Annotated in this window: 13 protein-coding genes; 5 read left to right on the forward strand and 8 right to left on the reverse strand. The window is 61.9% G+C overall.

Annotated features, from left to right (window positions below):
- Positions 1-28 precede the first annotated feature (28 nt).
- From PQQ95_RS03175 to PQQ95_RS03205, 7 genes are all read right to left on the reverse strand, one after another.
- Positions 29-988 (reverse strand): GDP-L-fucose synthase family protein, encoded by a 960-nt coding sequence (locus tag PQQ95_RS03175; protein ID WP_408434835.1) that lies wholly within the window; start codon positions 986-988, stop codon positions 29-31.
- A 5-nt stretch (positions 989-993) separates the two neighbouring features.
- Positions 994-2,112: a GDP-mannose 4,6-dehydratase gene (gene gmd / locus PQQ95_RS03180; RefSeq protein ID WP_408434837.1), complete on the reverse strand. Its 1,119-nt coding sequence runs from the start codon at positions 2,110-2,112 to the stop codon at positions 994-996.
- A 79-nt stretch (positions 2,113-2,191) separates the two neighbouring features.
- Entirely contained in the window at positions 2,192-4,426 is a 2,235-nt protein-coding gene (locus tag PQQ95_RS03185) for a polysaccharide biosynthesis tyrosine autokinase (RefSeq protein ID WP_408434838.1), read from the reverse strand.
- A 49-nt stretch (positions 4,427-4,475) separates the two neighbouring features.
- Positions 4,476-5,615: a polysaccharide biosynthesis/export family protein gene (locus tag PQQ95_RS03190; RefSeq protein WP_408434840.1), complete on the reverse strand. Its 1,140-nt coding sequence runs from the start codon at positions 5,613-5,615 to the stop codon at positions 4,476-4,478.
- 73 nt (positions 5,616-5,688) lie between these two features.
- A complete protein-coding gene (locus tag PQQ95_RS03195) occupies positions 5,689-7,071 on the reverse strand; it encodes an undecaprenyl-phosphate glucose phosphotransferase (RefSeq protein WP_408434842.1) in 1,383 nt (460 codons plus the stop codon).
- A gap of 57 nt (positions 7,072-7,128) precedes the next feature.
- Entirely contained in the window at positions 7,129-8,727 is a 1,599-nt protein-coding gene (locus PQQ95_RS03200; protein ID WP_408434844.1) for a sugar phosphate nucleotidyltransferase, read from the reverse strand.
- 109 nt (positions 8,728-8,836) lie between these two features.
- Complete coding sequence (locus tag PQQ95_RS03205; protein ID WP_408435322.1) at positions 8,837-9,823, reverse strand: GlxA family transcriptional regulator; 987 nt, start codon at positions 9,821-9,823, stop codon at positions 8,837-8,839.
- 808 nt (positions 9,824-10,631) lie between these two features.
- Between PQQ95_RS03205 and PQQ95_RS03210 the strand changes: the two genes are divergently transcribed.
- From PQQ95_RS03210 to PQQ95_RS03225, 4 genes are all read left to right on the forward strand, one after another.
- A complete protein-coding gene (locus PQQ95_RS03210) occupies positions 10,632-12,932 on the forward strand; it encodes a hypothetical protein (RefSeq protein ID WP_408434845.1) in 2,301 nt (766 codons plus the stop codon).
- A 179-nt stretch (positions 12,933-13,111) separates the two neighbouring features.
- Positions 13,112-13,261 (forward strand): hypothetical protein, encoded by a 150-nt coding sequence (locus tag PQQ95_RS03215; RefSeq protein ID WP_408434847.1) that lies wholly within the window; start codon positions 13,112-13,114, stop codon positions 13,259-13,261.
- 59 nt (positions 13,262-13,320) lie between these two features.
- Complete coding sequence (locus tag PQQ95_RS03220; RefSeq protein ID WP_408434849.1) at positions 13,321-13,773, forward strand: GDP-mannose mannosyl hydrolase; 453 nt, start codon at positions 13,321-13,323, stop codon at positions 13,771-13,773.
- A 154-nt stretch (positions 13,774-13,927) separates the two neighbouring features.
- Positions 13,928-16,309 carry a hypothetical protein gene (locus tag PQQ95_RS03225; protein ID WP_408434850.1) on the forward strand — a complete coding sequence of 794 codons (2,382 nt, stop codon included), beginning with the start codon at positions 13,928-13,930 and terminating at the stop codon, positions 16,307-16,309.
- 36 nt (positions 16,310-16,345) lie between these two features.
- Here PQQ95_RS03225 and PQQ95_RS03230 read toward each other — a convergent pair whose 3' ends face one another.
- Positions 16,346-17,431, reverse strand: coding sequence for a glycosyltransferase family 4 protein (locus tag PQQ95_RS03230; RefSeq protein ID WP_408434852.1), 1,086 nt, complete (start codon positions 17,429-17,431; stop codon positions 16,346-16,348).
- An 849-nt stretch (positions 17,432-18,280) separates the two neighbouring features.
- On the opposite strand from PQQ95_RS03230, the gene PQQ95_RS03235 reads away from it, so the two are divergent.
- Positions 18,281-20,230: a hypothetical protein gene (locus PQQ95_RS03235; protein WP_408434853.1), complete on the forward strand. Its 1,950-nt coding sequence runs from the start codon at positions 18,281-18,283 to the stop codon at positions 20,228-20,230.
- Positions 20,231-20,327: the final 97 nt, after the last annotated feature.

The following is a 20,327-nucleotide window of genomic DNA, read 5'->3' on the forward strand; positions in this document are numbered from 1 at the left end:
TCGCGCTCAACTGCCCTTCCGTGCGCGCCTAGACGTGCATCGCGGCAGCGGAGGTCGAGCCGGCGTGTAACTCAACGAATTCCCGATACGTAGACGCGATGCCCTCTTCGAGAGCAATGGTCGCGTGCCAACCCATTTGCGCGAGCCGCGATACGTCCAGCAGCTTGCGCGGCGTGCCGTCGGGTTTGGACGCGTCGAACACGAGTTCACCCTCGAAGCCGGCCACCTTGCAGATGCATTCGGCCAGTTCGCGAATCGACAGGTCTTCACCCACCCCGACGTTGAACAGACCTTCGGTCACGTTGTGCTCGAGCACGAAGAGCGTGGCGGCGGCAAGATCGTCGACATGCAGAAACTCACGGCGCGGCGTGCCCGAACCCCACACCGTCAACGTCGCGGAGCCGTTCACCTTCGCTTCGTGCGCCTTCCTCAGCAGCGCCGGCAAAACATGGCTGCTGTTCAGGTCGTAGTTGTCGTTGGGGCCGTACAGGTTGGTCGGCATCAACGAGACGTATTGCGTGTTGTATTCGCGGTTGTACGCCTCGCACAGCTTGAGGCCGGCGATCTTCGCAATCGCGTAGGCGTCGTTGGTCGGCTCGAGCGGCGAGGTCAACAGATACTCCTCGCGGATCGGCTGCGGACATTGCTTCGGATAAATGCACGACGAACCGAAGAACACCAATCGCTCCACCTGCGCGCGATACGCGGCATGAATCACATTGGTTTCGATCACCAGGTTTTCATAGATGAACTCGCCCGGCTGGGATGCGTTGGCGAGAATGCCGCCCACGCGCGCGGCCGCGAGCAGCACCACGTCGATCTTTTCCCGCTCGAAAAAGCCGTTCACGGCCGTCTGATCCGTGAGGTCGAGCTCCGCCCTCGTCCGCGTGACGACGTTGGCATAACCGTCGGCATGGAGCCGCCGGACCAGCGCGGAGCCCACCATGCCACGGTGGCCCGCCACGAAGATGCGTGCTTGTTTGTTCATCGCCGTTACTCGTGATGTTCCAGCGCCGTGAAACCGGCCAGCGTGACAAGCGCGTCACGTCTCGCAATCTGATAGTCCGCCCGCACCATTTCCTTGACGAGCGCGCTGAACGACGTGGTCGGCTGCCAGCCGAGCTGTGCATGGGCTTTCGACGGATCGCCCAGCAAGGTCTCGACCTCGGCGGGCCGGAAGTAGCGCGGATCGACACGCACGATCACGTCGCCGGGCGACATTTTTATTTCGCGCCCTTCCACCTTTTCGACAATGCCGACTTCATCCACGCCGGTGCCTTCGAAACGCACCGTGACGCCCAACTCGGCGGCGGCATGCTGAACGAACTCACGCACGCTGTACTGCACGCCGGTGGCGATGACGTAATCCTCCGGCCGTTCCTGTTGCAGCATGCGCCATTGCATCTCGACGTAGTCGCGCGCATGGCCCCAGTCGCGCAACGCCGACAGATTGCCGAGATACAAGGTCTTCTGCATGCCCACCGCAATGCGCGCCACGGCGCGCGTGATCTTGCGCGTCACGAAGGTCTCGCCACGCACCGGCGATTCGTGATTGAACAGAATCCCGTTGCAGGCATAGAGCCCATAGGCCTCGCGGTAATTGACCGTAGTCCAGTACGCAAACAGCTTGGCGACCGCGTACGGGCTGCGCGGATAGAACGGCGTGGTTTCGGACTGCGGCACCTGCTGCACGAGGCCGTACAGCTCCGAGGTCGAGGCCTGATAGAAACGCGTTCTGTGCTGCAGATCCAGAATGCGGATGGCTTCGAGAATCCGCAACGTGCCGAGGCCGTCAGCATTGGCGGTATATTCCGGTTCCTCGAACGACACCGCCACGTGGCTCTGCGCCGCAAGGTTGTAGATCTCATCAGGCTCGACGCGCTGGATCACGCGCAGGATGCTGGTCGAGTCGGTCAGGTCGGCGTGATGCAGGAAGAGCCGCTGGTCGAGATCATGCGGGTCGCGATAGAGATGATCGATCCGGTCAGTATTGAACAGCGATGACCTGCGCTTGATGCCGTGTACGTCGTAATCCTTGGCGAGCAGCAGCTCGGCGAGATACGACCCGTCCTGTCCAGTAATGCCGGTGATCAGCGCAACCTTGCGTTTCATGAAGCTCTCCCTTGTTGAACTTTGCGACGCCGTGCAACATCACGATCGAATGGACGGCTCCCGTCATGGAGCCGCCACCTCAACCGGCGATGCTGTCGTATCCGTAATAACCGCCCTGGTAGCCGGAACCGAGGAATGCTCCTTCCTGAGGCACGTCGGTCAGCAACACGCCTTTGAGCGATACGCCGCCGTTGAGCAGCCGCTTGGCGGTCTCGGCAATCTCGTTCAGCGGATGGCGGCCATGGCGCACCACCAGCAACGTCGTGCCGGCGTACTTGCCGATCAAGGTCGAGTCGGTCACGGCCAGCACCGGCGGTGTGTCGACAATCACGATGTCGTAGTGCGACTTCAGCTCGTCGAGCATCGTTTGAAAACGCTTGCTCATCAGCAATTCAGACGGATGCGAGGGCAGCGTGCCCTTGGCGAGCACGTCGAGTCCGGGCAACACGTCGCGCTGGATCATCGACGCGAGATCGCCGCCGCTCAGCACGTCCGAAAGTCCCGGTTGATGGCCGATGCCGAAATGCGAATGGACATCGCCACGGCGCATGTCGCCGTCGATAATCAGCACCCGCTTGTTCGCCGACGCCACCAGCGCCGCCAGATTCACCGAGAGGAACGATTTGCCGGTATCAGGCCGCGAACCCGTGATCATCACGACGTTGTTCTCGGCATGATCGAGCGACAACTGCAACGACGTCCGCAGATTGCGCACGCCTTCCACGGCGATATCTTCCGGCGCCTGCTGCGCGAGCACATGCAGCCCGCGGCGGCGCAGCATGACGTTTTCCTGCAAGCGTAGTTGAGTCTGACTGCGCGGCACGATCGCAAACACCGGCACGCCGAGCACCGCTTCGAGTTCGTCCGGACGCTCCACGCCGCCGTACATCGCGCGCTTGAAGAAGGTCAGCATGATGCCGATCAGCAAGCCGCCGCCGAGCGAGATCAGGATCGCCAGCACGCGTTTCGGGCGCACCGGTTCGTCAGGCGTTTCGGCAAAATCCACCACGCGCACGTTGCCCACCTGGCCGGCTTTCGCCACCCGGAGTTGCTGCGCGCTATTCAACAGATTGGTATAGAGCTCCGTATCCACGTGCACGTCACGCAGCAGACGCAGCGCGGTCTGCTCGGTATCCGGCATCACGGCCACGCTGCGGTTCATGGTGGCCGCCGCGCCCTGCAACGCCGCGATCTGTGCATCGAGCGCGGCCACCGCCGGGTGATTCGCCGTGAAACGCTGCGACATCTCCGCGCGTTGCTGCTGCAGATCGAGCAGCTTCGTCTTGTTGTCGACGACCTGCTGGAGGAGCAGGCGGCTTTCTTCACCCAGATCGACCGTGCCGTGCGCGTTGCGGAATTTGTTGTAGCGCTGCTCGGCGTCGTCGAGCTCTTTGCGCAAGCCGGGCAGTTGCTGATCGAGGAAGGCCAGCATATGCTCCGCTTCGGTCGAACGGCTTTCCACGTCCTGACGCACGAACTCGCGCGCCATGCTGTTGACGATCGCCGCGGTCAGCGCGGGGTCGCCGCCTTCGAGGCTCGTGCGGATCACGCCGGACTGCAGCGTGGTTTCCTGGACTACGAGCGCCTTTTGCAAACGGTCCACGGTGCCCAGCGTCGACGCGCGCTGCAGTTCGAAACGCGCGCCGGGCTCGCCGACCAGCTTGTCGACGTGCAACGCGATCGGGCCATCGGCCGTGTCGGTTTCCACGGTCTCGCCGACGCGGCCGGAGAGTATCGCAATACCGTTCTTGTCGCGCAGCACGTACGAACCTCCGTCGCCGGCAATCAGCGTGAAGGTCGTGTCGTAAAAGTCTTTCGACGTGTCGAAGCGCGACACGGCAATGCTCTCGTTACCCCACGCGTAGCCCGACAGGTTGATGAACGACGGCAACTTGAAGCCCCATTGCCCGTTCACCAACCCCGCGATCATCCCGCCGATGAACGGCATGTAGCGCGGCGACGCCGTGATGTCGAGGTGCAGGTTCTTGACGGTTTCCTCGGTGACGAGACGCGACTTCAGCAACTCGATCTCCGCCGCCGTCGAAGGCTTGGTGTCGAACATGCCGGTGAGCGGCGGCAAGGAATCCTTGCCGTTCGCGTTGGCATTCGCCGTCTTGTCCTCGACGTGGAACAGTACATCCGCGCGATACGTCGGCGGCGCCAGGAACGCATACGCGCACCCCAGCGCGAGTGCGATCAGCGTCACCATCACGATCGTGCGCCAGCCCCTCACGATCGTGCGCAGATAGTCCGACAGGTGCAGCTCGTCCGGTCCGGACACGTCGGTGTAGCGGTTTTCGAAGTTAATTGCCATGTTCTTCACCCAACAAAGCCCGACAGTTCAAGGTCACATTGCACGGTTGTCATTTCGCCAGAACAGCGCCTGTCACAGCCGCATTGATCGCCGGCAGCAGCAGGTTCAGCACACGGTTGAAGCGGACCAGGCCGCCCTGACCGACATACACGACGTCCTTCGGTTGCAGCTCGAACTGATTGGCGAGGATCATGGACACCGGCGAGGTCGCATCGAGGTGATAGACCTGTGGCGATTCGCTGGTCGAATTGCGGATCACGAACAACTGTCTGGCCGCCGCCGTGTTCGAGTCGAAGCTGCCGCTGTCGGAAATGGCCTGCGAAAGCGTCAGCGTGCCGTTGCGCATCGGCAGGATGGTCGCCGGCTTGTTGACCTCGCCCATCACGTACACGCCGCTGTCTTCGCGCGAAGCCACCCGCACGATGTCGCCCGCTTGCAGATAGATGTCCGACGGATTGCGGCCACGCTTGATCAGGTCGTCCACGTTGAGCGGATACGTCACGCCGTTGCGGATCAGCTCAACGCGGCTGCGATCCGCATTCGGGCTGAAGCCGCCGCCCTGGTTGATCACGCTCGTCAACGACAACGGAATGTCGGTGACCGACTGCGCGCCAGGCGTGCGCACTTCACCGTCGACATAGACCTGCGCGTTCCGGAACGAAGCCACCCGCACCGTCACCTCAGGCTTCTGATACACGTTGCTCAGACGCTTGTGCAGGTCCCTCTGGATCGTCCCGACGTCTTTGCCGGCCACGTGCACCGTGCCTGCATACGGAAACTGCACGTCGCCGTTTTCGTCGATCAGAAAACCGGGTGCGGCATCCGTCGTTTTCGCGTTCTGCGCTGGCTGGCCTAGCGCGGCGGCGAGTTCCGGGTGATCCCACACGACGATCTGCAGCACGTCGCCCGGGCCGACCTTATAAGCCGTCGGCTTGCCGAACAGCGCGGTCGTCTCCGGCGGCAGCGTCGCGGCCGTCTGCGTCGCGTTCATCTTGCGCAGCAGCGCGAGGTTGATATCGGTAATCGGAATCTGCTGTTGCTGCGACGCTTCCGTGCTGTAGTCCCCACCCGTGTCCTGAACCGCGGCTGGGGTAATCATTTGTTGACCCGGTACGATTCCGCAACCGGAAAGCACTGTTGCAACTGTGAAAATCACGAGACTTCCCGTGCGTATACCAAGCGAGCTCATGGTGTTTCCTCCTTGCGCCAGGGACAGTCCTCGGGGGAGGTCGCACCCAGCGTGCTTGTTAACTACTTAGTACTCAGTAAGCGTTTCGATGCGCCAGTCCGGCAACGATCGTCGCGCCGATAATCCGCATATCGAGTGCGAACGACCAATGCCCCAGGTAGTACAGGTCATGTTCGACGCGACGCTCCATCTTCTCGATGCGGTCGGTTTCGCCACGAAAGCCGTTGATCTGCGCCCAGCCTGTAATGCCCGGCTTGATCCGATAGCGATTGATGTAGCCGGCGACCACTTTCTGATAGAGGTCGTCGTGCTCGAGTGCATGGGGACGCGGTCCGACGACCGACATGTCGCCACGCAACACGTTGAAGAATTGCGGCAGTTCGTCGAGGCTCGTGCGGCGTAGAAATGCACCGACTCGCGTGACGCGCGGATCGTTGCGCGTGGCCTGTTTGAGCGTGCCCTTCGGCTCGTGATGCAGTCGCATCGAGCGGAATTTGTAGATCGTGAATACATGGCCGTCCGCGCCTTTACGCTTCTGCTTGAAGAGAACCGGGCCGCGCGACGAGAGCTTCACGGCGATCGCAATGCAGAGCAGAATCGGCGCGAGGCCGATCAATGCCGCAGCGGCGAACAGGCGGTCGAAGATTTCCTTCTTCAGCATCGAACTGGCTGACAGGGGCGAAGCGACCAGGTTGATCGCCGGCACACCGAGCAGGTCGATCACGCCGCTGCCACCGAACAATGCAATGCTGCGAACGTCCGGCATGAAGCGGATATTCACCAGATCGTCGCGAAACTCGCTGATCAGTTTGCAGATCAGGGGCTCTTCGGCAAGCGACACCATGAGCCAAAGCTCGTGCACATCGTTTCTGCGAATGTAGTCGGCAAGCGCATCCACCGTCTCGCAGACCGGCACTCTGCTGGTAACAGGAGACACGTCAGGGCGCGTGTTGTAGACGGCCGTAGCGCGAAAGCCCGTGCCGGGCGCCGAATCGATCCGGTGGATGATCGCGTCACACTGTGAAGCGCTGCCGACGATCGCGACCTGGTGCAGATTCAGACCCGCACTGCGCGCACGCGCCAGCACTGCATGCGTGATCAGCCGGTAAGTGATCAGCAGGCCGCCCGTCACCGCGGTCCAGTACGAGAACCACAGCCGCGACACGAAGTCGATGCGGTGCAACGAATACATCAGTACCAGGGCACTGACCTGCACGATCAACCACGCGAGCGACACCTGCCCGGCCAGCGAGAGCTTGGAACGGCCACGCCATGATTCATACACGCCGAAGGCTGGAAAGATGGCCAGCGCGAAGGCAGCGGAAAACATCACGAGCGCCCAATAGAACCCGGATTGAGCGAGGTAATCAAAGCGGATCTGTGACGCCACCGCCGCACCAACGAGCACCAGCGCGACATCGGAAATTCGCGCGAGCAAATCCTGAAACTTGCGCATTTTGCTTACCTCTTTCTTGCCGTTCGTTCTTTTCCACACATGATTCCGGGAGCGCTGTTAGGAGCAGCGGCCGTAGTTGTCGTTAAACCTCACAATGTCGTCTTCACCCAGATAGGTGCCTGACTGGATTTCAATGATTTCGAGCGGGACTTTCCCCGGGTTCTCGAGCCGGTGACGTGTGCCGAGCGGGATGTAGGTCGACTCGTTTTCGCTTAGCAGGAACTGCTCCTCGCCGCGCGTGACGAGCGCCGTGCCGCGCACGACAACCCAGTGTTCGGCCCGGTGGTGATGCAGTTGCAAAGAAAGCTTCGCGCCGGGCGTGACGACGATGCGCTTCACCTGGAAGCGTTCGCCATGGTCGATGGAATCGTAGAAACCCCATGGGCGCCGCACCTTGCGATGCGCGTCGGCCTCGGGTGCGTGCTGCGCCTTGATACGCGACACAAGGCCCTTGACGTCCTGGACGTGCGAGCGGTCGACCACCAGCACCGCGTCCGCCGTTTCGACCACCACCACATTGGTCGTGCCCACACAGGCGACGAGCCGTCCTTCGGAATGCGCATAGCTCGACACCGCGCCTTCGAATGTCACGCGGCCGCGTCCGGCGTTGCCGTTGGCGTCCTTCTCCATCGCGGCCCAAACGGCGTCCCAGGAACCGAGATCCGACCAGCCCGCATCGAGCCGCACGACGACACCAGATGGATTCGCGGCGGGCAATTGCGGGTCGGTGGAGGGGGGGATGGCGGTTTCGTTCGTGGCGTTCGTGGCATTCGCGTCGCTCACATCGTTCACGTCAGCGAGACGCTCCATCACGGCGTAGTCGATCGAGTCAGCGGGCGAACTGAGGAAAGCGTCCATCAGCGGACGGAAATACGCGCCTTCGCTGCGGCCGTCCACAAATGCACGCTCGCACGCGGCATGCATCTCGGGCTGCAGGCGTTTCAGCGTATCGAGCCATACACGCGCCCGCACGACAAATATCCCGGCGTTCCACCAATACGTGCCCGCAGCGACATACTGCGCGGCAATTTCCTCGGCCGGCTTCTCAACGAAACCGTCGATCGCATGACCGCCATCCGGCAATTCCGCGCCAATGCGGATATAGCCGAAGCCCGTATCGGGACGCGTGGGCGGCACGCCCAGCGTGGCGATCGAACCCCGTTCCGCATACCTGGCGGCACGTTCCAGCGCGCCTTGCAGCGCAGGAACATCCGCAATCGAATGGTCGGCCGGCATCACGATAAGAATCGCGTCGGCGCCGTCCGCGCACGCGAGCGACGCCGCGAGCGTCAACGCCGGCGCCGTATCGCGCCGCGCGGGTTCGACGATCAAACGCGCGTTCACGCCGTTTTCCAGAAGCTGCTCGGCAATCACAAACCGGTGTTCTTCGCCGCACACGATAATCGGCGACGCGTCCACGTTCCAGCCGGCGGGAAAGCCGTCCATACGCCGCGCGGTCGCCTGCAACAGCGAGTCGGAGCCGACCACGTCGATCAGCTGCTTCGGATAGTTTTCGCGCGATACCGGCCACAGCCGCGTGCCCGAGCCACCGGCAAGAATGACCGGGACGATGCGCGCGCACTGCGCACCGGTGTCCCCGGCACTGGCGCCGTCCGGGTTCGCCGACGCAGCGCTCACAACTCCCTTAGTCAACATATTCGGATTCCTTATAATTCTTTGAGATCACGGGAATACTTACCGAAGTACGGTACGAAACAACTGCGTGTTGGGCGCGCCCAGTACGGTTCGCGGTTCGCTGCGCGCGCTATCCGCCGACCATGCGGCGGCTTTGAATCCGGAACTCAGTGGGGGAAATTCTCATCCGCTTGCGGAAGACTTTCGCGAGACGGTCGCCGTTGCCCATGCCGGTACGCCGGGCAATCTTGTCCACCGGCAATTCCGACTCGGTCAGCAGGCTGCAGGTCACCGCAAGGCGCTCATGCAACAGGAAACTCGAGGGCGTGATGCCCATTTCCATCTTGAAGCGGCGCAGGAAGTTGCGCTCGCTCATCGCGGCGAACTGAGCCGCATCGGCAATCGAAATCGATTGCTGGCAATTCTCTTGCAGCCAGCGGGCCGCCGCGCGCACTTTGTCGCCGGGGCTCAAACCGCCATCTTCACCAAGCAGCGGCGCAAGGTTCGAACACGAATCGGCCAGCAGACGCTCGGCCACCGTGCGTGCGGTCGCGCCGCCGAGATCGCGCTTGATCATGGCAAGCGCGCTTCTCATCGATTCAAGCCGGTCACCCGCGTCACTGTTCTGCTCGGCCTGGCGCGACGGCATCGTTTGAGACTGGCGGAAATCTCCGAGTTCCTTGCTGTCCGGCACATAAGCCGCTTCAAGCAGCGCGCGTCCTTCCGCGATCGGGCGGATCATGCCGGTGTTGCGGCGAACGCGACGTAACCAGGCAATCAGCCGCTCGTCGCCGGCTGCAACGCATGCGCCTTTGCCGCCGGCGACATACAACGCATCGAAACCGCCGTAATGCCGCGCGTCGAGCCCGTCGGTCCAAACGCGCAGTGCCGATGACGAAGTCACCATGCCGCCGTCGGCCGACAGGAAGGAAACGTCATACAACCAGCCGCCCGAGCCGGACGATGCCAGTTCGTTGGCAGCCTGGAACACTTCGGCAACCACGCCCGCGCCTTGCAGCGAGCAGTCGTTGAACATCAGGATTGCGATGCGACGCATACCTTTGTTCGGTGCGTGCACCCAGCGCAACATTGCAGACTCGAGACTCGCGCAGGTCATAGTCATCCTCTCACCAGAAAACGGATCTACTTTTCAACCTTGAACGCCCACACAGAGGGATGCTCTGTGCAGTGCATCATAGTCATCCGTAATCAAGCATTTAGCCGCCATGACCGAAAGTGCAGACATGTTGGCGTTTCGAAATGGTGGCCGGCCAGTGATTTTCGGAACAGTTGCTCGACTACTATTTTTTCAATGAATTAAATACCGATTCTGCATATGAATGAATTCACATTCCGCGAATCTTAATTATGATTAATGTGGTTTTTTGTGCGTTGGCACACAGACAATCGCCGCTCGAAATTCTTGAGTTGCAATCGATCTTCTCGCCATTCCGCAGATTTGAAGTGACTTATTTCCATTACGTCGTCAGAATGAGTGCAACTGCCTTGCTTGCACCACTCACTGCTCTTACGACACACCCGAGGAGCTTTCTTCTGACGATATATTCGGTCAGCGGAGACATGTAAAGCAGTATCCAATATAAGCACTTCTCGAGAGACAAAATTATTTAATTCGTTGTTATTAGATCCAGCGAATATAAACGTGACGATTAATGTTTCAAACGTGAAACACGGCAATAAGGCGGCTTTAGTCAGCCCGGCAATAGACGGGCCAATGGCAAATCCTGTCGGATGAGAGCCGGTACGTTTACGCCACCGAATTGCGGAAATGGCCTATGTGGTTTCCGCAACAGATTGCAATGCGAGGTAGCGCGAGGCGGCTCTGGCCTGGTCAACTAGCAATCCGGCGACGCCTTATCGTACGAACATGCCGGAATCCAGACCTCGAACGACACGGGGAACACATGTCTGATGTATCCGAACATCGCGCGCTGCAATCACGCCGCGGCACCGTTCCCGCCCACGGGTTAGCGCTGCGCGTTGCCGCCTTGGCGGCGGCATTTATCCTGACAGGCATCGTGGCCTCCTCGTGTAGTGTGGCAGCCGCTTCAACTGGCTCAGGCAGCGCGAGCAATGCGGATCTGACAGTCGACGGCAGAAAGTGGACACCGTGCGCGGCGGAATACGGCACCTGCCAGTTCAGCGGTACGCGCGACGTGCTTTACGGCACGGTCGAGCAGCATGTCATCAAGACGTTTTCGAACAGCGCCGATTGCAATAACGGGGTGTTCGGCGATCCGGCGCCCGGCGTGGAGAAGCGCTGTGCGGTTGCGCTCACCGCTGCTGATTCGGGCACGCCGGCCAAGGGCACGATCGCCGCCTCGGCCTCCGCGAACAAAGACACCACGCCGGAAACTGCAGCCACCGTACCCACTTCCTTGAAGACACCACCGGGACAAGGTCTGCGTTGCGCCGCCCCCTCCTCGCAGGTGCGCGCAGCCGCTAGCGGCGATCTGCTGGAAGCGGACACACCGGGCGACGGCACGCGCCTGTTCGCGGCGGACAAACCCTTCGCACTCGTCTTCACGACACGTCCGCCGCAAAACGACACGCTCAACTGGCAGATCCGCGACAGCTGGAATGCCGTGCGTGCCAGCGGCCGCTTCCCCGTTGCGGCCGGCGCCACGCTATCGACGCTCAGTTGCGCATCGACCGTCGCCGGCTACTTCGCCGTCTCCGCTTCGTTGGAACGCGCCCACGGCCAGCTCGAATCACGCGGCACACGTCCTGCGGGCATCGCTACTTTCGGTGTCCTGCCCGACACCTCTGCTGCGTTGCCGGCCGTCCGCTTTCCCTACGAAGATTTGCATCGATTCGGCGGACAGGGCACCGCCTACCTGGCACCCGGGCAGCATTGCTGCGATGGCGACGGCTACCGGCCGGTCTATACCGCGCTCGGTCTTTCGTGGGCGAACGACAACCGCAACTGGTACATGGAGGAGCCGAAAAACGCGGGCACGTTCGATCCCGCGAGCAAGCAGTTGCTTCCCTACTTCCGGCGCGGCGACATCATGCGTCTGATCCAGCTCGATGGTATTCCTCAGTGGGCAAGCCCGACCGGCAAAGAGACGCACAGCTACGCGCCGACCTCGCTCGCGCAAATGAGGGAGTACATGGCCAAAGTCGGCGCCGAGTCCAACCGCACACGGATGACCTACTTCCCGAAACAACGCGACAACTACTATCAGGTGACGTGGGAGCCGGACGCCGACGGCGGTCTGCCGTGGCGCGATAGCGATGCGAATTTCGTCGCGATGTATAAGGCCGTCTGGGAGGGCATTCATCAGACAGACCCGCATGCCGTGGTGATGGGCGTGACGTATGCGTCGGTGCAGGCCAACGTCACATGGATGCGCCGTCTCGGTCCGCTCGGGATCGGCCGCTATATGGACGGCATGACCATTCATGGCTATTACGACATCGGCACGACACCATCGCACCCGCCCGAGCGCGTCGCCGATCCGGGCAACCAGGGCACCGTGCCGGGCGCGCTGCCCGCCGCGATGCGCGCCCTGCGCCGCGAACTGCGTCAGTACCTGAAGCCTGGCGCCCCGCTGTTCGTCACCGAGACCGGCATCAGCTACGACATCGGCGAGGCATACGGCAAGAACTACCCGAGCGCGAACGTGCTGTACGCGCAGGCCGCGGTCGTCGCGCGTACGCATCTCATCCTGCTCGGCGAAGGCGCGGACATGACCTATGTGTTCTACCTCGCGGACATGCCGGATGCCGCGCCCGGCTACGGCGTTTTCTTCGAGCTCGATCATCCTGGTGGCGCCTACGGCGCGGCTCGCATCAGTCCCAAACCCGCCGCGCTCGCGGTGGCGGCGATGACGCGGATCATCGACGGGACGGATACGCTCGGGCCGCTCAAAGGTTTGCCCAAAGGCGTCTACGCGTATGCGTTCCGCCGGCTCGGCGGCGGCAAGATCGTGACCGCGTTGTGGACGCATGACAACGACGCATGGAATGCCAGGACCGGTTTCAATGCGAGCCAGAGCGCGGACTACCGTCTGCGAGTCGATGCGCCCGGCACGTCCGGCGAAGTCGCCGTGTTCGACATGATGGGCAACGCATCGAGCCTGCCGTATCGCGACGGTGTCGCGAGCCTCAAGCTGTCGCCTGCGCCTATCTATGTCGTCTCCACCAATGCCGGCGTATTCAAGGACGCGGTCATGACGCCGGAGGGTTACGTGCCTCGCTAAATGTGCGGCGCACGGCGCGGGGCATGCATCGCGCCTGCCTTGGCCCCGCCGACGGGCGCCCCTTGCTGTCGAGACGCGCCGATACTTCGGCGTGATGTGACAGGGCAACGCGTTTCTTACACCCGTAAAATCCAGAAGGAGACTACCTCGCATGCCAATCAACGCGCTGGAGCCGACAGATGAACGGCCTCGCATGGACAATGCTGGTGCTGGCCGCGATGGCCGGGGCGTTTCTCTTCGCCACGGTCGGCGCGATTCTGGTCGCACTGCTGCTGGCGAATGTCTCGAACCGTCTTACCCGGAATGATGAGCACCATGGCGGCTACTAGCGCCTTCAGCATCGCCTCACGATCACCCGGCGCTCGACCGCGCCCCCGCAGGAGATGACATGCTGACCGAGATCGATTTTCTGGACGTGGTGCGTCTGACCCCGCTGGTTGCGATCGACCTGATCGTCAGCGACGCCGAAGGCCGCGTGTTGATCGGCCATCGGCGTAATCGGCCGGCTCGCGGCACATGGTTCGTTCCCGGCGGGCGCATTCATAAAGACGAAACGCTCGACACAGCGTTCACCCGCATTGCCGACGCCGAATTGGGCATTGCCCGGCTGACGCGCTCGGCCGCACGCTTCGAGGGCGTTTTCGAGCACCACTATAAGGACAACTTCGCCGCCGAGCCTGACGTGTCGACGCACTACATCGTGCTCGCCTATGCGCTGCAGTTCACTAGCACCATTTCAGTCGGCCGGCTCGATCAGCATAGCGACTATCTCTGGCTCGCGCCTTCGGAACTGCTCGCACGCGCCGATGTTCACGAGAACACCAAGGCTTATTTCCGCTAACGTCGGCGCCGAGGCTATCGTTAGTGCCGGTGCCGGTGCCGGTATCCACATGATCCCGTACCGGCACGCAACGTGGTGCCTACTGTGAGTTCGCCAACGTGACGATCCGCGCCGGTACAGTATCATCGAGCTCACCGTCAGAGCTCGAATCAACATGCGATCATCGGCAGCCAGGCTCGTTCGCGATTCATCCCTTGCTTTTCTAGCGCTACTTTTTTTCGCTCTCCTGCCCGGTCCGGCACGCGCGGCGGATTGCGGCGCCGGCACGCTGGTCACGGTCGTCGCCCACCTCGACGACGATCTGCTCTTTGTAGACCCCGCCATCAGCGAGCGGCTCGACGCCGGCTGGTGCATCACCACCGTCCATCTGATCGGCGGCGCCAACGGCGCGGATTTCGCTTACGTTCAGACCCGCGAGCGGGCTTCGCGGCTCGCGTATGCGCGCATGGCGGGCGTGCCCGACGAATGGATCGAAGCGAATATCCCGATCGCCGGCAAGCTCGTGCATCAGATGGTGCTGAAAGCGAAGCCGCAAGTCCGTCTGCTCGAATTCCGCCTGCCCGGCGGCGCCGTGCGCGGCGGACGCGAACCGCTCGGCCTCCTGTGGGAACAGCACGCCACGCTCTCTACCTATCCGATGAACGCCGATGGTTCCGTGCGCGTGCAATACGATCGGGCTTCGCTGTCGGCCACACTGAAAGTGATACTCGCTGAGGCGTCGCAGATCTACACGCTCAATCCGGATACCGTACCGTTTCTCGAGCATCCCGATCACATCTACGCTGCGCGTATCACGCGCCACGTCGCCCAAACGCTGAGCAAAAGCGTGCCGATCGAATACCACATCACCTATCCGACCGGCGACTGGCCCGGCAATGTGCCGGCGGCTGAAGTTCAACGCAAGCGTGACATCGTCGCCAGCTATTTTTCTGTCGACGGCAGCGAGTTTTCGCATGTATTCGGCGAGTTTCAGTGGGACGGCAATTGGGTCGCGCGCCGCTACGCCTTCGCCGATCGCAGCGATCACCGCATAGCGGATTTCCAGCCGCATGCCATGCAGCTCTTCAATGCGGCGGCAACCCGCTGCCTGACCTCCGCGGGCAGCGGCCAGGCGCCGACGCTCGCCGCGTGCACGGGCTCACCCGCGCAACAGTGGCGCTGGGATCCACTAACCGTCTATCCCGGCAATACGCGTAACGCCGCGCTCGTCAGCGTCGCGACTTCGCAATGCATCGCCGAACGCGACGGCTATCTGATCTCCGAGACCTGCGATCAGTGGGACATGGCGCAGCGTTGGACACCGTGGGACTTCGGCCTCGTTTACACGCCGCAGCGGCACTGTCTCGGCGAAAACGACGGCAAGCTCACCATGCGCGGCTGCACCCTGCTCACCACACGCTACCGGTGGGCGACCACGCAACGCACCCAGGCCACCGATCTGCGGCTCGCTACCGCGATGGTCGGCGACATCGCCGGCACGGGTGAACAAGCCGCGGTCTACGTGCAACGGCAACACGATGGGCCCGGCTTCAACGTGTATGCAGCGTCGCTCGCGAAAGCGTCGCCTCCCGCTCTCTGGTACGCCGGCACGGTCGCTTTCAATCCCCGCGCCACGGCCCCCAGTTGCGCGGATGACAAGCTGTGCTTCGATAGCGCCCGCTTCCTGCTTGGCGACTTCGACGGCGACGGCAAGGCCGATTTGATGATCATCACCGCGCGCCAGGGCGGCACCGCATTCTGGTTGCTCCGCAGTACGGGCGAGCGATTCGAGCCCCCCCGTCTCTGGCTCCAGACCAGCCGTGCGTTCAGGCCTGAGTTGACGCAGCAGTATGTGGCAGCGGATTTCAGCGGAACAGGACGAGCCGGCGTGCTGATCGCGCAGAAACGCAGCGATAGCGGGCTCGACCTTTGGGTGGTGTCTTCCACGGGTTCAGCGGGCTCAGCGCCGACGCTGATGGCGCAGGCCAAAACCCTGCGGCAAAACGCAAACCTTTTGCCAGTCCAGACTCCCGGATCACACGCGTCCCTGATCGCAGTGGATGGCGCGGACGGCCGGCTCGCACTAACGCAAATCGCCAACGACGGCACGCGCATGACCATCGGCGAACGCAAACTATTGCCGGCGAGTTTCCTGCCCGACTTCGTCAAAGTGACGATGGGAGCCGTGCAAGGCAAAGCGAGCAATACGCTGATTCTTTTGACACCCCACTTTGATGGAACGAACGAGGACGCGGTCGTCGACATTGCCACGCTGGACACGGCGGATGCGACCAGCGTACCGGTCCAGGCAGCGACATTGCGTGGCATGTCGTGGTCGGATGTCTTTCCGGCTTTCGTGCGTGACAAGCACAATGCGGCGCTCGTGCTTTATCGCAGAATCGACGCGACGCTCGGCAACTTCTATTTCACCGGCGGTGCGCCAGCGCTGACGCGCTATCCGGTAGGCGATGGTTTCGCTCTGAGCCCAGCCCAGGATCTCGGTGAACTGCCGGGGCTGTTCTCGGAGACGGTGCGGATCGACCGGTTGGCGCAGTAGCGCAAGCCGCCCGATCCCGCGCCATTCAGGCCGACTTCAGGCCGACACGCGCAGCGGCTGAACGAACTGCCGTGCGATCGTCATGTAACGATCTGCCGTGTCATGCAACGTGTATCCCGCCAGTTGCCGTTTCGCGCGCGGCATGTCGAGCGCCCTGAGCAAGGCGCGGCCGTAAGCCTCAGGATCGGCCGTATCGACCAGATTGACGCCGGCAAATCCGCTTGCAAAACCGAACGACGGAATCCGGCTCGCCACGACAGGAATACCCGAGGCAAGGGCCTCCAGAAAACCGATGCTCTGCGCTTCGAAACGCGAAGGCATAGCAAAGACGCGCGACGTGCGAAGGATCGCGGCGACATCCAGGCGCGGTCCGCATACCGTCACGCGACTGTCCAGGCCGAGTTGATGAACCAGCGACAGGACCGCCTCGTGGTACGGAATATCTTCGACAACACCGCACAACAGCAGGCGCGCTTCAGGCTCGCTCTGTACGACACGCTCGAACGCGCGAATCGTGTCCAACTGACTCTTCCCTTCTATATAGCGGCCCAGCTGAACAATCTGCTTCGCAGGCACGGCAATATCCGGCGCGGAGGGGTTGCTGTCTTCGGCAAACAGCGACGCATCCACGCCATTCGGGATCACGATCATCGCCGGATGCTTGCCGATCTCCCGCAGATAGTCGTCGATATTTTGCTGAGACACGCCGATGATCGCCCTCGCGCGGCGTGACAGCAGGCGCTCGGCCCGCTTGAGCGAGCCGTTCTCGAAGTCGTTGACGCCGGAGTGCATCACCCACGCGATCGGCGTGTGCACGGGAAGAAGACGCACATAGAGGGCGGCGAGCGTGGCGTGAGCCACGATAAAGTCGGGACGGAACTGGCGCACCACGCGATACAGGTGCAGCAGTTTGCCCACTCTGCCATAGCGGCTACTGGGGAACAGACAGGTGACACCCGCGGCTTCCAGTTCCGCACGAATAGCAACGAAATCGTCCTGTTGGGGAAGCAGCGACGTCATACAGACCTCATGGCCATCGCGCTGATGTTGAATCGCGACCCCCTTTACCAATATCTCTGCCCCGGATAGCCGCGGTGCGTGAACCAACTGAAGAATTCTCACGATTTATCTCTCTGGATAACCGCCTTTTTTGCGCAGCGGATGGACAAGCCGACCAGTAAGTACCGGCCCCAAAAAGCATCGGCATCCATCATCGTTTATTCGGCGCGCCCTTTTTTGCGGGGCGCGGCCTCGTCTCCGTAAAACAGCGACAGGTCCGCCGCGAAGTCACTATCGCGAGGAAACGTTACACCGAAGGCCCAGCACTTTTCCGCCATCTCCAAGGCTCCATCGGCTATGGAATGAGCGCTAGCGCCCATTTCTCAGCGGTTTACCCCAATTCGTATAGTTAGTCATCCATTTCAATTTTTTTCGACCCCATTTTTGATTGGCGGATAAAGACAGGTTTTCTCATACCTATTTTTTGATGCGATCAATGCAATTAGTACTGCATGATTGTTCATACGTAACGACTCGTTACTTCTTTTAAGCATACTAATGCGTATTGTTGCTGTCGATTCTTCCCATCCGGGCCTTTCCAGCTTACAGGACAGTAAAAAGTTCATCGATCGGCGCGATGAGCTCGCGCACTGCGATGTGGTTTCGCTGTTCCTCAAGACGTGGGTTGTTTTCGTCGTACCTTCCCCGACCGTCCGATTCCGCCAAATCCGCCATGACGCGCGGGACGGATTCGTACGTAAGCATTGCTCTGCAGAAAAATGCGTTCGGGGCCGACAACCGGGAAAGCATCACACCTTCGCGCAACCGAACAGTTGCGCATCCAGGACAGCCAGTGTCGACGCTTTGGTCCTCGGCTGGCTTGCAATTGAACCCCGATGTTCGCTCCGTCTCCCCACGCGCTTTGCGCGAAGAGGCGAACGAATGTTCTGCCAACGCATTGGTTAAAGATTGATGAAATCGAAACTCCTCCTACTCTCGACACTTTCCCTGGCACTCGCGGGCTGCGGTGGTGGTGGCGGCGGCGGTAATGGTGCCAGCAGCAACGCAAACACCCAGCTCAACGGCAGCAGCGGCTCGTCCAACTCGACTGCGGCGGGCAACAGCAGCACCGGCGGCACCGCCACAGTGAACGGCGCGGGCAACGCCGTCGCGGCACTCAGCTGTACCTCGCCGGCCGTCTCGGCAGGCTCCGGCAGCGCCACTATTTCCGCCGACACCCCCAGCGCGGACGGCACTCGCATCTTCGCGTCCGGCAGCGCCTTCCAGCTCACATTCAGCACCAACGTGCCGAATGCCGACACGTTGAACTGGGCAATCACGGACACCATCGGCCGCGTGGCGGCGAGCGGCAGCACCGCCGTCCCGAGCGGATCGAAGACCATCACGCTCAGCTGCACCTCGACGCTCGCCGGCTATTTCGCCGCGACGGGCACGCTCGCGCAGAACGGCGGTCAACTGCCGCAGGCCGGCACGCGTCCGGTCGGCATCGCGACCTTCGGTGTGTTGCCAAATCTCTCCCAGGTCGTGCCTGCCGTCACCTACACGCATCAGGAACAGCACCGCTTCGGTATGCAGGGCGCGAACGACAACGGTCCCCTGCTGGCCGACCTCGGCATTTCGTCGACGATCGACGACCGTCAACTTTCGACGATGGAGCCGAACGCGGCGAACACGTTCAATCCCTCAGCCAACAATCTCGATCCGTTCTACAAGACCGGCAACGTGATGCGCCTGATCCGTCTCGACGGCATCCCGGCGTGGGCGAGCAGCACCGGTGCGTTCCAGGACGACACGAGCGTGCCGACCAGTCTTTCGTATTACCAGAACTACATGAGCCGCGTCGGCACGGAATCGAGCGCGATTCGCGCGGCGTACTTCCCAACCCAGTCGGCGAACTACTATCAGGTGACGTGGGAGCCTAATGAGTTCTGGACCGACACCGACGCCAACTTCATCGCGTTGTATCAGTCCGTCTATCAAGGCCTCCACTCGACGGATTCGAATGCGGTGGTGATGGGCCCGACCGATGCGTTCCCGAGCCTGACTACCACGCGTCTGAAGCGCCTCGCGCCACTCGGCTTCGGCCAGTACATCGACGCGGTGTCAACCCATGGTTATTACGACGCGGGCACCTCGCCGTCACATCCGCCGGAGCGCTACGACAGTGACCCGTCGACCGCCGAAGGTTCGCTGCGCGGCCAGATGCGTGACCTGCGCGCGGAAATGGCCACCGATTACCGTCCGGGCATGAAGCTGTTCTCGACGGAAGCCGGCATCAGCTACGACCTCGGCACGTCGTACGGTCCGAACTATCCGACCGCGAACGTGCTGTACGCGCAAGCGGCGGTCGCGGCGCGCATGCACATCATCACGCTCGGCGAAGGCGCGGATCAGACCTACGTGTTCTACGGCGCGGACTATCCGGGCGAAGTCGGCTACGGCACGTTCTTCGATCTGAACGACGCGCAAGGCGCATTCGGCGCGACGAACATCAGTCCGAAGCCGGTCGCGATGGCGATCAGCGCGATGACGCATACGCTCGACGGCACGCACACGCTCGGCGCGGTGAACGGCACGCCGACCGGCGTCTACGCCTACGCGTTCCAGCAACTGGGCAACGGCGCGGTGATCACCGCCCTGTGGGCGCACAACAATAGCGTGTGGGACGCGAGCGTCGGCTTCAGCTCGACCTATAGCGTGCCGTATAGCCTCACGGTGGATGCACCGGGCACGAGCGGCACGGTGAAGGTGGTCGACATGATGGGCAATGCCTCGAGCGCGAACTACAGCAACGGCACGCTTACGCTCAACCTGACCGAATCGCCGGTGTATGTGGTGTCGAATAACGCGTCGGTCGCCAAGTCCAACGCGACGGTGCCGGTGGGATACGTCGGGATCTAACTTCGACCGCCACATCACGCGGCAGATGTAAGAACGTCAGCCGGCTTCAGGGCCGGCTGACGTTTTTTTCGGACTTGGGCAGCGGCCACTGGCCGCG

The sequence above is a fragment of the Paraburkholderia caffeinilytica genome, from assembly GCF_046030355.1.
GTDB classification, from domain to species: domain Bacteria; phylum Pseudomonadota; class Gammaproteobacteria; order Burkholderiales; family Burkholderiaceae; genus Paraburkholderia; species Paraburkholderia caffeinilytica_B.

What these genes read in the sequence shown, in the direction of transcription:
- PQQ95_RS03175 (WP_408434835.1), bottom strand. Translation starts at nt 988, where the DNA reads ATGAACAAACAAGCACGCATCTTCGTGGCGGGCCACCGTGGCATGGTG.
- gmd (WP_408434837.1), bottom strand. Translation starts at nt 2,112, where the DNA reads ATGAAACGCAAGGTTGCGCTGATCACCGGCATTACTGGACAGGACGGG.
- PQQ95_RS03185 (WP_408434838.1), bottom strand. Translation starts at nt 4,426, where the DNA reads ATGGCAATTAACTTCGAAAACCGCTACACCGACGTGTCCGGACCGGAC.
- PQQ95_RS03190 (WP_408434840.1), bottom strand. Translation starts at nt 5,615, where the DNA reads ATGAGCTCGCTTGGTATACGCACGGGAAGTCTCGTGATTTTCACAGTT.
- PQQ95_RS03195 (WP_408434842.1), bottom strand. Translation starts at nt 7,071, where the DNA reads ATGCGCAAGTTTCAGGATTTGCTCGCGCGAATTTCCGATGTCGCGCTG.
- PQQ95_RS03200 (WP_408434844.1), bottom strand. Translation starts at nt 8,727, where the DNA reads ATGTTGACTAAGGGAGTTGTGAGCGCTGCGTCGGCGAACCCGGACGGC.
- PQQ95_RS03205 (WP_408435322.1), bottom strand. Translation starts at nt 9,823, where the DNA reads ATGACCTGCGCGAGTCTCGAGTCTGCAATGTTGCGCTGGGTGCACGCA.
- PQQ95_RS03210 (WP_408434845.1), top strand. Translation starts at nt 10,632, where the DNA reads ATGTCTGATGTATCCGAACATCGCGCGCTGCAATCACGCCGCGGCACC.
- PQQ95_RS03215 (WP_408434847.1), top strand. Translation starts at nt 13,112, where the DNA reads ATGAACGGCCTCGCATGGACAATGCTGGTGCTGGCCGCGATGGCCGGG.
- PQQ95_RS03220 (WP_408434849.1), top strand. Translation starts at nt 13,321, where the DNA reads ATGCTGACCGAGATCGATTTTCTGGACGTGGTGCGTCTGACCCCGCTG.
- PQQ95_RS03225 (WP_408434850.1), top strand. Translation starts at nt 13,928, where the DNA reads ATGCGATCATCGGCAGCCAGGCTCGTTCGCGATTCATCCCTTGCTTTT.
- PQQ95_RS03235 (WP_408434853.1), top strand. Translation starts at nt 18,281, where the DNA reads ATGAAATCGAAACTCCTCCTACTCTCGACACTTTCCCTGGCACTCGCG.